Source organism: Cryobacterium arcticum (assembly GCF_003185895.1).
In the GTDB taxonomy this organism is placed as follows: Bacteria; Actinomycetota; Actinomycetes; order Actinomycetales; family Microbacteriaceae; genus Cryobacterium; species Cryobacterium arcticum.
Genome location: NZ_QHLY01000012.1, coordinates 1,576,577 through 1,589,915, shown reverse-complemented (window position 1 = coordinate 1,589,915; position 13,339 = coordinate 1,576,577). Strand labels below are relative to the sequence as shown.

General features: G+C 68.3%; 14 protein-coding genes. 2 read left to right on the top strand and 12 right to left on the bottom strand.

Annotated elements, in window-relative coordinates; genetic code table 11:
* Positions 1–60: 60 nt before the first annotated feature.
* The gene (locus CTB96_RS20625) at positions 61–771 is read right to left on the bottom strand and encodes a DUF2510 domain-containing protein (RefSeq protein WP_248283426.1); all 711 of its coding nucleotides are present in this window, start codon (positions 769–771) and stop codon (positions 61–63) included.
* Positions 772–1,007: 236 nt separating this feature from the next.
* On the opposite strand from CTB96_RS20625, the gene CTB96_RS17160 reads away from it, so the two are divergent.
* Positions 1,008–1,346 (top strand): hypothetical protein, encoded by a 339-nt coding sequence (locus CTB96_RS17160; protein WP_110128011.1) that lies wholly within the window; start codon positions 1,008–1,010, stop codon positions 1,344–1,346.
* Positions 1,347–1,505: 159 nt separating this feature from the next.
* Here CTB96_RS17160 and CTB96_RS17155 read toward each other — a convergent pair whose 3' ends face one another.
* Positions 1,506–2,150, bottom strand: a complete 645-nt coding sequence (locus CTB96_RS17155) for a DUF2510 domain-containing protein (protein WP_181397322.1) — start codon at positions 2,148–2,150, stop codon at positions 1,506–1,508.
* A gap of 459 nt (positions 2,151–2,609) precedes the next feature.
* Here CTB96_RS17155 and CTB96_RS20620 point away from each other — a divergent pair, with 459 nt between their 5' ends.
* Positions 2,610–2,777: a hypothetical protein gene (locus CTB96_RS20620; RefSeq protein ID WP_181397321.1), complete on the top strand. Its 168-nt coding sequence runs from the start codon at positions 2,610–2,612 to the stop codon at positions 2,775–2,777.
* 36 nt (positions 2,778–2,813) lie between these two features.
* On the opposite strand, the gene CTB96_RS17150 is transcribed toward CTB96_RS20620, so the two are convergent.
* The 10 genes from CTB96_RS17150 to CTB96_RS17105 form a co-directional block, all read right to left on the bottom strand.
* Positions 2,814–3,107, bottom strand: a complete 294-nt coding sequence (locus CTB96_RS17150; protein ID WP_110128009.1) for a DUF4287 domain-containing protein — start codon at positions 3,105–3,107, stop codon at positions 2,814–2,816.
* A 371-nt stretch (positions 3,108–3,478) separates the two neighbouring features.
* Positions 3,479–4,450 carry a hypothetical protein gene (locus CTB96_RS17145; protein WP_110128008.1) on the bottom strand — a complete coding sequence of 324 codons (972 nt, stop codon included), beginning with the start codon at positions 4,448–4,450 and terminating at the stop codon, positions 3,479–3,481.
* Positions 4,451–4,453: 3 nt separating this feature from the next.
* Entirely contained in the window at positions 4,454–4,804 is a 351-nt protein-coding gene (locus CTB96_RS17140; RefSeq protein ID WP_110128007.1) for a GntR family transcriptional regulator, read from the bottom strand.
* 44 nt (positions 4,805–4,848) lie between these two features.
* Entirely contained in the window at positions 4,849–5,790 is a 942-nt protein-coding gene (locus CTB96_RS17135; protein WP_146215847.1) for a hypothetical protein, read from the bottom strand.
* A gap of 89 nt (positions 5,791–5,879) precedes the next feature.
* The gene (gene arfA, locus CTB96_RS17130; protein ID WP_110128005.1) at positions 5,880–7,403 is read right to left on the bottom strand and encodes an arabinosylfuranosidase ArfA; all 1,524 of its coding nucleotides are present in this window, start codon (positions 7,401–7,403) and stop codon (positions 5,880–5,882) included.
* Between the two features lie 53 nt (positions 7,404–7,456).
* Positions 7,457–8,743 (bottom strand): family 1 glycosylhydrolase, encoded by a 1,287-nt coding sequence (locus CTB96_RS17125; protein WP_110128004.1) that lies wholly within the window; start codon positions 8,741–8,743, stop codon positions 7,457–7,459.
* 48 nt (positions 8,744–8,791) lie between these two features.
* A complete protein-coding gene (locus CTB96_RS17120) occupies positions 8,792–9,685 on the bottom strand; it encodes a carbohydrate ABC transporter permease (protein ID WP_110128003.1) in 894 nt (297 codons plus the stop codon).
* A complete protein-coding gene (locus tag CTB96_RS17115) occupies positions 9,682–10,635 on the bottom strand; it encodes a carbohydrate ABC transporter permease (RefSeq protein ID WP_110128002.1) in 954 nt (317 codons plus the stop codon). Before CTB96_RS17115 ends, CTB96_RS17120 begins: the two co-directional genes overlap by 4 nt.
* Before the next feature lie 11 nt (positions 10,636–10,646).
* Positions 10,647–11,912: an ABC transporter substrate-binding protein gene (locus tag CTB96_RS17110; protein ID WP_110128001.1), complete on the bottom strand. Its 1,266-nt coding sequence runs from the start codon at positions 11,910–11,912 to the stop codon at positions 10,647–10,649.
* Positions 11,913–12,089: 177 nt separating this feature from the next.
* Positions 12,090–13,127: a LacI family DNA-binding transcriptional regulator gene (locus tag CTB96_RS17105; RefSeq protein ID WP_181397320.1), complete on the bottom strand. Its 1,038-nt coding sequence runs from the start codon at positions 13,125–13,127 to the stop codon at positions 12,090–12,092.
* Positions 13,128–13,339 lie beyond the last annotated feature (212 nt).

The following is a 13,339-nucleotide window of genomic DNA, read 5'->3' as shown; positions in this document are numbered from 1 at the left end:
CAGCGAGCCGCCCCCGCGGCCCAGTGCCTTTGGGCCCGCCGCCCGCTCGTCGCTGGTCGACTAGTTGATCCCCCTCATCGACCGATCGAGCTCCGCGATGACGTAGACCACGAGCGCGCCTGCCGCCAGCAGTGCCAAGCCTGCGGCCACGACCGCGAGCGCGATGTTGATGATCGCGACCCACATCGGCGCCGACCCGAACCGGGCCCGGGGCCGCAGCACCACGTGCCGGGCGATCAGGTACACCGGCGCACCCAGCAGCGCCCACGCCCACGACGCCACGTTGGTGTGCAGCCACTGCTTCAGCCGCTGCACATCGAGCACCGCCAGGAGCACAGTTAGCACCCAGGGCAGCAACAACGCGCTCACCCACCACCAGTCCGGGTTGGCGGGATAGATGCTCATCATGCCGGCCGCGATCAAGCTGATGGTGGAGAGCCAGGGCATGAACGCGAGCAGCCAGACCGATACGGTGCCCCACCGGCTCGAGCCATCCGAAGCCATCGCCGGCACACCTGCCGCCGCCGCATAGGCCGCTGGCGCAGAGGCCGCCGGCGCAGAGGCCGCCGCCACATAGGCCGTCGGCGCATACGCCGCCGGTGCGTACGCATCCGGTACGTCCACCGCGGCCACATCCGTCACCGGCTCCTCCGGGGTCACCGGTGCGACCTCGTCGGTCCATTCCACGCCGTTATACCAGCGCAGCTGGGTGTCGGTGCTCGGGTCGGGGTACCAGCCGGCCGCTGGTGCATCCGTCGTCGGTTCGCTCACGAGATTCCCCCTCATTGTGATCGGTGCAGCGCTTCGCCCGCCCAGCTGCGCCGCCCGATGCCCCAGTGTATTGGCCGCCGTAGGGCGCGCGGCCGTGCAGCTGCTAGGTTTCGACTGTCGCGCTCGCCGCCCGAGAGGAATGCCATGACACCCGGCCCGTGTGCCATCCGCTTCAACCGTTCGGTGCCGCAATAACCGGCGGGTCCCCAGCCCCCGAGCCGCCCGATACTCCGCCTGTGCCCGACCAGCGTGAGCCCTCGTATTACCGGGAGTACCCAGCCCAGCCCACCACGCCGAGCTCGCCCGGTCTACTCACCCGCCTGCGCGGACCGGACGGCCGCATTCCGCCCCGCACCCGCTGGCTGCTTGCGGGCGGCGGCCTGCTCGTGGCCGTTCTGCTCATCCTGGGAGGCGGGTTCTTCAAGCTCCTCGCCGCGGTGGGCGCGGTGATTCTGATCATCGGCGCGATGGCCTTCTACGGAGTGCGGGTGCCTCGACTGCGCACGCGGGGCGCCGGCGCCATCACGTGCGTCGTGGGATTCGCGGTGCTGTTCGTGGCGGCGCTCGGGCGCTAGCCCGGTCGCTGGCCTGCACGGGCCTATCCTCGGTTCGAGGCCGAGACGTCTGGCGCATCGACGGTGCACCTGTTGCCGGTGCGGACATTTGCGCCCGGTGCGCCGGACGCAGAAGTCCGCACTGGGCACAGTTGCGACCGTGCAGCAGACCGCGGGCAGCTAGTTGCCCGAGAAGAACGAGTGCAAGCCCATTAGGACGGTCACAAAATACAGGCCCGCCAATGGGAGGAACGGGGCGAGAGCCACCACCATGTTGACCAGTACCACCCACAGCGGGGCGGTGCCGAATTTGCCTCGCCGCCTGAGTACAACGGTACGCGCGATGATGTAGATCGGCGCGCCGAGCAATGCCCACGTCCAGTGCGCCGCCGTGCCGTGCCACGTGCGCAGCTGCCGCACATCCAGAATGGCGAAAAGCACGGTCAGCGCAAACGGCACCCAAACCTGCGGATACGAGTCCCACGGCGATGCGTCAAGCGGAGAACCAGCAGTGACAAGTGCGAAGAAGCCGGTGAGCGTCCACAGCCATGGCGTAAAGGCGAGCACCCACACCCACACCGTTCCCGATCGGCGTTCGGAGCCCATGGCCGCCGGATCGGCCAGCGCCCTGCTCTCCTGGTCGGCGAGAGCCCCCACGGCGGATGCGGCGGGGAGTCCGCTGAGCGGTCCGGCTACCGGCGTGACCGACGGGAGTGGCGTGACCGGAGTTGCCGGTGCCACGTGCTCTGTCCACCCGGTGCCGCTCCACCACCGCACCTGTGTCTCTTCGCTGGGATCGGCATACCAGCCGGCAGCCACTGCCACCTGGCCATGTTGTTGGTCGCTCACAAGATTCCCCCATTTGTCTAATCGGTCGCCGTCAGCCAGGGATGCCGCCCGATCCGTGCGCGTGGCCTCAGTGTATGGCCGCGGCGCTTCCTGCCCGCGCCGTCAGTACCGCTGATCTGGCGAGGTCGAGACCCTGTGAGCCGACAGAGGCCGCAGAAGAGCGAGGCTAGGCAGGCACCGCCACGTTGTGTCGCCCGATCGGCGGAATCATCGGCCGGTGTACTGCACGGCTGAGCGACGCAAGCTCAGAAGGAAATAGGCGGCAAAAAAGGATCACCCATCGAATTCCGTCCTTTTTAGCTCACGCTTTCCTTCTGAGGTCACTATTTCCGAGGCACGCTGAGGTGTGGGTGCCCAACGCCCATGTGCTCAGGGATTCATCCGGGGGTGGCGTTCGTGCCGCAGGTGAATCTGCCCACCTCCTAAGATCAGCACATGGACACTTTCACCCTCTATTCAGCGGTTTACGTGATCTTTGTGCTGGCGGTGATAGCCCTGCTGGTGCTCGTCTTCATCGTGCTCCTTGCTGCGCTGCGCGCCCTCAAGACCTATGTGCGCATGCAGGAACTCAAGATCGATGTGCTCCTGGCCGACGACGAGTAACCCGTCACCGACAGGCCACCAGCGACGCGGCCTGATTCAGCTCTCGCGCTTGGCGAGGCCGTCGAGTCGCAGGGTCGAGGACTCGTCGCGGTGGCTTCCGGGCGCCCCCACGTGCTTGTCGGGGACCGCGCCGTCCGCACCGTTCTTCAGAACTCCGTAGAGAGCCATGGCGTGACCGCGTCCCACGCCGTAGTCGTCACGGAGCCAGGCGACCACGTCGCCGGCCTTCGTTGTCGAATCGAAGCCGCGGGCGCTGGCTTCGTCGAGCAACTCCTGAGGGGTCTTGCCCGTCTTCGTTTCGATCGCGTCGAGGTAGGCCTGGTACGACATTGTTCTTCCCTTCCGAGCTCTCGGTGTGGTTCGTGTGAACTGTAGCCGCCGATTTGCCGACGGTCGAGTCGCTCCGACGGTTATACGTGAGCTGCCTGATTGCGGAGTTGGAGCGGCTCGACGACCACGCTGGACTGAAGCTCGAGGCGGGAGGGGGTCACACGGCGCCCGCGACGACTCAATTCCGGAAATCGCAGGGTGAAACCGCGCCGTGACTGTGTTCTATTCGGAAATGAGCGCCCACTCGGCAAATGCCGACCGGCGTCCTGACCGCGCTCTGACCGGGCGAATGGCACCCTGGTGAGCGTCTTCCAGCCGGTGACGCCGGCCGCGATCGCCAAGTTCGCACCAGTGTCCTGAGCCGCGATCGGTCAGCGAGCCGCGAGCGCGGTGAGCAGCGCGGCCGGCAGTTCCGGCTCGGGCACCGTCACCGCGAACAGGGTGCCGTTCGTGCGCTGCACCACGATGCCGGGTCCACCGGACACCACGATGGCCGACCGGCCGGGCAGCACCCGGTAGCCCCAGCCGCCCCACTCGGTGGGCCGGATGTGCTCGGCGCGCGCCGACACGATCTGGTCAAGCGGCAGCCGCCGCAGCGGCACCCGCAGCAGGCCGGAGACCACCCGAAGTCCGCGCCGGTCGACGGTCACCCGCAACCGGGCAAACCCCAGGCAGAGCACGGCCACAAAGCCCACCGTCACGGTGGAACCGGCGCCGGCACCGCCCAGGACCACGCTGAGGGCGGCAATTGCCACCGCCATGAGGGCCAGGATTCCCGCCAACCAGAGGAACACCGGCACCTTCACGACGGTGAACCAGGCGCCGGTCTCGCTCGCGCTCAGCGGCATCGAGGTGGGGGAGTGGAGCTCCCGCTCCACCGGCCGGCGCGGTGACAGCGCCAACGGGATCAGCCCGTAGGCGCCGGCCAGCACCCCGAGCAGCGGCCAGGCGCCCGCACTGGGCTCCGACGTACCGGTGACCAGCACGAGCCCGGCGGAGACCAGCCAGACACCGGTGCTGAGGCCGGCGGCACAGCCGGCGGCGAACACCAGACCGCGGCGGATGTCGGCCGCAGCGCCGGCGAGGGCGATGAGCCCGGCCACTGCTGCGACGAGCGCGATGGTTCCGGTGATGCCGATCAGCACCACGGTTGGGGCGGTGGAGGTGACTCCGGTGCCGTCCCACTGGATAGGCAGCATCGCGGGTAGCCGGGGATACCAGAGTGTTGCAGTGACCGACACGATGAGCACCGGCAGCCAGAGTGTGGCCGCCGCAAAGCGCTCTCGTCGGGTGGCGCGTGGGGTGAGCGCGGGCCCGGTCTCGAATAGGGTCTGGTTCGTCATGGCTCAGCCTCTCGTCTGGATCAAAGTCACTACATCGGGCAGGGAGACGCCGAGCTTGCGCGCCTCGGCGAGCAGCGCATCCGCGAGCTCAGCCAGGCGCACCGTGCCGGCACCGGCATCCGCCCGCACCGACGCCCCACGACCCTGGCGCATCTCCAGCAGGCCGTCGTCCCGCAGCTGCGCATAGGCGCGCAGCACGGTGTGCATATTGATGTCGAGGGCGCTGGCCAACTCGCGGGCCGGCGGCAGCCGGGTGCCCGGTGCGAGGGTGCCGTCGGCCACCGCGGCGCGCACCTGCACGGCCAACTGTTCGGCGATCGACACCGTCGACGCCTGGTCTACTCGAAACAACATGTTTGTAATGTTAGTAGAACAATGCCGGTTGGGCGACCCCCAGTTCAGGCTTCAGCTGAGCGCCGCCGCCGTACCGCCAGCAGTGCGAGCCCGGCGGCCGCGACCACGAGCGTCGTCAGCAGCGGGCGCAGTGTGAGCTCCGGGGTGACCAGCACCTGCTGGAACACCTGCGCGCCGTAGTCGAGCATCTCGGCCGGGTAACGCGCGAGCACCCGCGTGCCGGCAGCCGCGGTGACGGCGGTCGCCAGAGCGGGTCCGATCACCACCGCCGTCAGCGCGACCAGCGCCGCGATGATCCGGCCCACGCTGTGGATGCCGCACCAGGCGATCGCGACGCCGCAGAGAATCGCGGGCAGCCACTGCGCCAGCCCGAGCAGCGTCGTTTGCAGCGGCGTGACGAGCCCGGCGCTGGGTGCGATCAACGCGTCTACCCACCAGCCCGCGGCCACGGCCGCCAGGCTCAGCCCGATCAGGGCGCCCGGGCGGGACGTGCGGGCGATCAGCACGAACACGACCGCGCCAACCACGACGGATGCCGCAGCGACCGCGACGACGGCAGCGAGGTAGATCGTCGACTCGGTGCCCGGCCGAAGTCCCGCCCCGACCACCACCGCGGTCTGCACGATCGCGATCAGCTGCGCCCCGAACACTCCCGCGGCCAGGGTCGCGAACCCGTGCCGGCCCAGCCTGTCCCGAAACGACCGACCCACGACGCCGGCGATCGCGGCGCCGATCACGAGAATGCCGGCGATGAGGGTGATGGCGTACTGGCTGAACGGCAGCAACCCGATCGGCATCTGCTCCGGCAGAGTGGCGGCGTCCCACAGGTTCTGCAGCGGCAGGCGCATACCCGTGATGATCCAGGGCAGCAGGCCCACCACCGCCGACCCGGCCCCGATGCCGAGCCACAGCCACACGCCGAGGGGGCGGGGGAGGCTTGTCGTTTGGCCCGCATCAGGTAGTTCGTTCGCGCCCGTCACAGTCATGCCCGAACCCTAGCAGCGGCTGTTTCCGGGCCGGAGGGTGCGAAGCTGCCGCATGGGTTCCTGTCGACGGCGTCGGGCGGCCGATCGGCCTAGGCGATAAGTGGCGCGGTCACCAGAACCTCGGTCCACGACACCGGAGGCAACGTGATCGTGGCGATCCCCGCCACGATGACGACCGTCGGGTTGGCAGCCGGGCGCACCCGGTCCGGGTCGGTCGGGGTGTTGGCCGCGTCCAGGTCGGGGTCGCTCAACGTCTGCGCGGTAATGGACACGTCCGCACCGAGGTGGGAGAGGTCGATGATCACTTCCGCGGCTTCGGTCTCGGACCGATTCACGACGTACACCGCCCCGGTGCCGGCATCGTCGTTCCACGCGCCCACCGCGTCGATGACCGGAACCGTGCCGTACTTCGCCGTGGCGTAGGAGTCGCTCTGCAGCTGCACGTCGATCGCCCGGCCGACGGCGGAGGCCGACGTGGCCGCGAACGGGAAGAAGGTGGTCTGTCGCCAGGCCGGTCCGCCGGGCTCGGTCATGATCGGGGCGATCACGTTGACCAGCTGAGCTAGCGACGCGCTGGTGACCCGGTCGGCGTGCTTGAGCAGCGAGATCATCAGGCTGCCGAAGACCACGGCGTCGGTGACGGTGTAGACGTCTTCGAGTAGCCGGGGAGCCGTGGGCCAGTTGTCGACGCCCGCGATCTTGTCCACATTCTCGAACCGGGTGTTGTACCAGATGTTCCACTCATCGAACGAGAGCTGGATGCGCTTCGAGCTGCCGCGCACCGCGCCCACGTGGTCGGCGGTGGCGACGACCTGCTCGATGAAGCGGTCCATATCGACGCCGGAGGCCAGGAAGCTGGCCCGGTCGCCGAGGTCCTCGTAGTAGGCGTGGCAGGAGATGAAGTCGACGTCGTCGTAGGTGTGCCCCAGCACCACCCGTTCCCACTCGCCGAAGGTCGGCATGGTCGAACTCGACGAGCCGCACACCACCAGCTGCAGGTCGGGGTCGAAGGAGCGCATCGCTCTGGCGGTTTGCGCCGCGAGCTTGCCGTAGTCGTCGGCGGAGCGGTGACCGAGCTGCCACGGGCCGTCCATCTCGTTGCCAAGGCACCACATCCGCACGTCGAACGGGGCTTCCCGGCCGTTCTGCCGACGTTGATCGGCGAGCGCCGTGCCCTGGGCCAGATTGGCGTACTCCAGCAGGTCAAGGGCCTCGGCGGTGCCGCGGGTGCCTAGGTTGACGGCCAGCATCAGCTCGCTGCCGGCCGCGTCGAGCCAGGTCTGGAACTCGTGCAGGCCCACCTCGTTCGACTCGGTGGAGTGCCACGCCAGGTCGAGCCGGGTCGGGCGCTTCTCCACCGGCCCCACGCTGTCTTCCCAGCGGAACCCCGAGACGAAGTTGCCGCCGGGGTAGCGAATCGTGGAGACACCGAGTTCGCGCACCAGCTCCAGCACGTCGCCGCGGAACCCGTTCTCATCGGCGCTGGGGTGGCCCGGTTCATAGATGCCGTCGTAGACGGCCCGGCCGAGGTGCTCGATGAACGAGCCGAATAGTCGGCGATCGATGGGCCCGATGGAGGAGCGCGGGTTCAGGGTCAAGTGGGCGTGCGGCATCGCAGATCCGTTCGTCAGGGAGGTGAAGGGGTAAGTAGGAGCGAAGGTGCAGGTCAGGCGACGACGTCGGCCGGCGCCAGGTCGGCATCGGCGAGGCGGGCCGCCGTCGCGTGCCGCTGAAAGGAGTCGGCGACCGGGTTGCGGCGGCGAGCGAGCGCACCCGCGGGGGTCTCCACGAGATCGTGCAGCCCCATGGTGAGCAGGTGGTCGGCGCGGGGCGCTTGGGTGTGCCGCCAGGTCCACTCGTACATGTCGAACAGCGGCCACCAGGTGTAACCCACCACGTTCACCCCGTCGGCCTTGAGCTCGTGCAACGCGGCGACGGAGGCGTCCAACCAGCCCCGCCGCTGGTCCACCGTGCCGGTCACGCTGGTCTCGGTGAGCATCACGGGTGCGCCGTACCGGTCGGCCCAGGTGGTGAGCACCTCCTTGAGACCCTCCGTGCCGGTGTCCTCGTAGGGGCGCGGGTCGGCGAACCCGCCGCTGTGGTGCACGCCCGCCTCAAACACCTCGGTGGAGTGCAACGGGTAGTAGTTGACCCCCATCACATCGGGTCGCACCGGGTGGGCCCGGAACCAGTCGAGCAGGGTGTCGTCGGCGCCGCCGCGCTCCAGCTGGCCGAGCAGTGGATGGTCCGGCCCTACCGCCCCGGTCACCAGATCTTCCACCAGGAACCCCTGGTGACGCAGCCGGGTCACGGTGTCCGCGTGCTCGGGCGCATCCAGGTCGCCGGAGTAGCGGATGCCCGCATCCACGTGCACGAACGTCGCCCGGTCGCCGAGCACAGAGGCGATCGCGCGTTGCGTCTTGACGAACCCCTCGGCCAGGGACGTGGCGATCGACACCATGCCGGTGGGACCGGACAGGTACGGCGGCCAGTAGGCGTACTCGCCGGAGAACAGGGCGTGGATGACCGGCTCGTTCACCGGGGTGTAATCGGTGGCAACGTCGCCGTATCGCTCGGCGAAACGCTGCGCGTATTCGGTCACGTGGTCGGCGTAGTCGGGGTGGGAGAACTGGCCCTCGAGCCAGAGCGGCGTGCCGTAGTGCAGCAGGTCGATCACCGGGCGGAGGCCCAGCTCGTTGAAGCGGGCCATCACGCCGTCGACCCACGACCAGTCCCAGCGGCCTTGCTCGGCGGCCACCAGGTGCCACGGCACACCCCACCGCACCATCTCGGCGCCCACATCGCTGGCCAGTTGCAGGTCGCCGGCGTACTGCGCGTAGTGCTCGGTGAGTTCGTACTCGTCGATCGCGCGCTCGCCGGGGCGGGACTGCGGCACGAAGGTGTCCTCGATGCCGACCGCGTAGTGCAGTCGGCCGTCGTCAAACCAGGTCATGTTGCTCGATTCGGTGGGAAGTGAAGAAAGAGGGAGGGATGCGGTGGGCTATTTCAGGCCGCTGCTCGCGACGCTTTCGATAAAGCGGCGCTGCACCATCAGGAAGAGAATCGCCAACGGCAGCACGGCGATCAGCGCTCCGGCCATCATCACGCCCTGCGGAATGATGCCGCCGGGCCCGGTCAACAGGGTCAGCCCCGAGGTGATGGTGCCGTGGTCGGATTCGGTGGTGAACACCAACGGCCAGAGCAGGTCATTCCAGTTGTTGACGAAGGTGAAGATGCCCAGCGTGAGCAGTGCGGGGATGGCATTGGGCAGCACCACGCTCCAGAACACCCGGAACTCCGACGCCCCGTCGATGCGGGCGGCATTGTCGAGGTCGCGCGGCAGGGAGAGGAAGAATTGCCGGAGGAAGAAGATGCCGAACGCATCCGCCGCCCGAGGCAGGATCAGGCCGGCGAAGGTGTTCACCCAGCCCAGGTCGGAGACCAGCTGGTAGATCGGAATGAGGGTGGCCTGGAACGGGATCATCAGGCTGGCGATGATCACAATCAAGAGCACCTTGCTGCCGCGGAAATCGAGCCGGGCCAACGCGTACGCGGCGAGCGAGTCGAAGACCAGCGCAAACAGGGTGACCCCGCCTGCGAACACGAAGCTGTTGCCGATCAACCGGGCGAACGGCAACTCGGAGAAGATCGCCCGAAAATTGTCGAGCGTCCAGACGGTGGGAGCGAGGGTGGGCGGGTAGGCGTTGACCTCGGACGCTGGCTTGAACGCCGTGAGCACGATGATGATCACGGGGAGCATGATCGCCGCCGTCACGATCAGGAAGCCGACGAGGTACAGCGCCCGGGAGAGCTTGAAACGCCGGTGACGTCGGGCCGTCGTGCGGGCGGATGCGGCCGGCGGAGTGAGCGCCGGGCGGCTGAGGGTGCTGGTCATGAGCTGGTGTCCTCTCCACGCCGACCGAAGAACAGGAACTGCACGAGGCTGAGCAGCAGGGTCGCCACCAGCAGTACGTAGGAGAGCGCGGAGGCGAAGCCGAGTTCGAGGTCCTTGAACCCGGACTGGTAGATCTCCATCACGATTGTTTGGGTGCTGCGGTACGGCCCGCCGCCGGTGAGCACGTAGATCTGGTCGAAGGCTTGCAGCGCGGCGATCAGGGCGATCACCACCACGAACGCCATGGTGTTGCTGAGCATCGGGAAGGTCACGTTGGTGAACCGGCGCCATCCGTTGGCCCCGTCGAGGGAGGCCGCTTCGTACAGGCTCTTGGGAATGTCTTGCAGGCCGGCCAGGAAGATCACCATGTAGAAGCCGAAGCTCTTCCACACGGCCACGAGCACCACGGTGGGCATGGCGAGCGCCGGGTCTTCCAGAACGTTGCCAATGCGGATGCCCACAGCCTGCAGCCAATAGTTCAGCAGGCCGATCTGCGGGTCGAGCAGGTACGACCAGGCGAACGCGGCCACGGCGAGCGACACGATGAACGGCAGGAACAGGGTGGTGCGGAAGAACTCGCGGAAGGGCAGTTGCGGGCTGTTCACCGCCAGCGCGAGCACGAGCGCCACGACGAGGGCGATCGGGGTGAACAACACCGCATACAACGCGGTGTTGCCGATGGCTTGCAGGATGCTCGAGTCGGTGAAGACCCGGGCGTAGTTCGCCAGGCCCACCCAGGTCTCCTGCCCGAACCCGCTGGCGTCGGTGAAGGAGAGCCGGAGGGCCGAGAGCATCGGCCAGCCCACGAAGGCCGTGAGGATGATCAGGGCCGGGGCCAGGAACCCGACGACGACGGCCCGGCGGCGGAAGCCGTCGTTGAGCGGGCGCCGGCCGCCGAGCTGGCCGGGCGGGCGCCGGGGTCGGCGCCGGTGCAGTGTGGAAGTCGTCATCGGGTTCCTGTTCAGTTGTCCAGCGCCTGCTGCACGGCTGCCTGCGCGGCGGTGAGCAGTTCGGCGGGGTCGCCGCCGGCGAGCGCCTTCTGGGTGGCTTCGTCCACGGCGGTGAGCACATCGGTGCTGTTGACGACGCCGGGCAGGAGGGCGCGGCTGGTGTCGGAGAACTCCGTGAGGGCGGCGACGGTGGCGTTCGCGTTCACGTCTTCCGGGGTCACGTCGGTGCGCAGGGCCGGCCAGCCCGAGCCGAGCGACCACTCGGTCGCGACCTCTTTCTCGTTGAAGTAGGCCAGGAACTTCTCCGCGGCGGCCTGCTCGGCCTCGCTCGCTTGGGCGGTCACGGCCATCGACACGCCGATCGCCGAGGAGGCCTGCGCTTCGGGGCCGGCCGGGATGGGCGCGATGCCGTAGTTGATGCCGGCGTCGGTGGCGAGGCCCGTCATCCACGGTCCGCCGATGTGCATGACGGCCTTGCCCGAGGTGAAGAGGGCGTCGGCGTCGATGCCGTCGAGCCCGGTCGGGGAGATCGCGTCCTTCGCAACGGCATCCGCCCAGTAGGTGAGGGTGTCGATGTTCTCCGCGGAGTCGACCGTGGCTTCGGTACCGTCGTCGTTGGTGATCGAGCCGCCGCCGCCCTCGAACAGGCTGGCCCAGACGCCGTTGCCGACGGTGCCGTGGTCGGGCAGGGCCAGGCCGTACTGCTCCGGGGTGCCGTCACCGTTGGCGTCGATGGTGGTGGCCTTTGCCGCGGCCACCCACTCGTCCCAGGTGGTGGGGAAGGTGCTGATCCCGGCGGCGGCGAGCTTGTCTTTGTCGTAGAAGACCGACAGCGGAACAAAGCCGGTGGGCACGCCGTACTTGGAGCCGTCGACGGTTTCCATCGCCACGGCCTCAGTGTTCAGCTCGGCGGTGTTGCTGGTGTCGTCAGCGTAGAAGTCATCGAGGTTGACGAGGGCCTTCTTCGACGCGTAGACCGGCAGGCGTTCTGCCGGCATGGCGACGATCTGGGGGCCTTCGCCGGAAGAGAGCGCCGTGAGGAGGGTGTCGTCGATCACGGCCCAGGTCTTGGTCTGGGGGGTGACCTTCACGTCATCCTGGGAGGCGTTGAAGTCCTCGACGATGCCGTTGAGCACGTCGCCGTCGGCCTCGGTGTAGCCGTGCCAGAACGTGAGGGCGACGGGGCCGTCGCTGGCGGCGGGGGTGTCGGCGGAGCATCCGGCGAGGCCGGAGACGACGACGGCGGAGACCGCAAAGGCGGCCATCAGCTTCTTCACTGGGTACCTGCTATCTGCTTCCCACGGCGTTGTCGGGAAGCTCTGGAAGGGGACATCCGATGCAATTTACATCGATGTAAATTTGAAGGTACGCCATCGTCCGGATGCTGTCAACACCCGGTGCGAATCGCATGGACCGCGCCCTCGGTGGAGGAGTACGNGGGGGGGGGGGGGGGTCTACGTCGCGGAGGAGACCGAAACGGTGGAGGCGCGCACCTCGAGCGAGTAGCCGACCTCGACGTGCACGGTGGCAGAGGCCTCGCCGCCGGCTTCGATGCGGGCCAGCACGCGGTCCACGGCCAGGCGGGCCAACTCTTCGCGGCCGGGGGAGATGGTGGTGAGCGCCGGGGTGGAGTAGCGCGCGTCTTCGATGTCGTCGAAGCCCACCACGGCGACGTCTTCGGGCACCCGCCGGCCCGCCTGCTGCAGGGCGCTCATGGCGCCCAGGGCCAGGGCATCGTTGAAGCAGACGAGCCCGTCGAACTCGGTGCCGGCATTCAACAGCTGCGTCACGGCGGCCGCACCGTCGGCGCGGTGCCAGAGCGGCACATCCGCCACCAGCTCGGGGCAGACCTCGATACCCCGGGCGGTGAGCGCCTCGGCATAGCCGTTGAACCGCAGGGCGCTGGTGCCCACCGGCCCCTCCGGGTGCGCGCCCACTACGGCGATGCGGCGCCGGCCCAGGTCGAGCAGATGCTCGGTGGCCGTGCGGATTGCGGCGGTGTTGGGCAAGGTCACGTGGTCGGCGGGACTTCCCTCGACCCAGTCGCCGAGCACGACCACGGGGAAGTCCACCGACAGGCCGCTGACGTCGCCCGGGCCCAGCGCGATCGGGCTGAAGATGAGGCCGTCGATGGCGTGCCGGCGCATGGCGGCGACGGTGGCGATCTCGTCGTTGTCGGTGCTGGTCTGTTCGATCAGCACGGTGTAGTCGTGCGCCTTCGCGGCCCGGATGACGGCATCCGCGAGCTCGGCAAAGTAGGCCTGGCTGAGCTCGGGCACGGCCAGCCCGATCACCTTGGTACGGCCCGAGCGCAGGTTGCGGGCCGAGATGTTGATCTCGTAGTCCAGCTCGGTGACGGCGGCCATGACCCGGTCGTGCATGCGGGTGCTGACGTGTTCGTAGCCCGACAGCACGTTGGAGACGGTCTTGACGGAGACCCCGGCGAGGCGGGCGACATCCTGCATCGTCGCGGGCGAACCATTGCCTCTCACCGTTGCCCCATTCCCCACGCGCTCCGTGTCACGGATGTCACCTCGACGGTACCCCACGGCGGCGCCCTCGCGCGGGAGCGACCGCTCTGTACCGAATCATGTGCTCGGCACCGCGGCACCGCCGAGGCATCCGTCATATACGAAAATCGCCGAAAAAGGAACTTGATTCTGCCGCGCCGGCGGAGTTAATATTTTGCCGTCCGGAGCTTCAG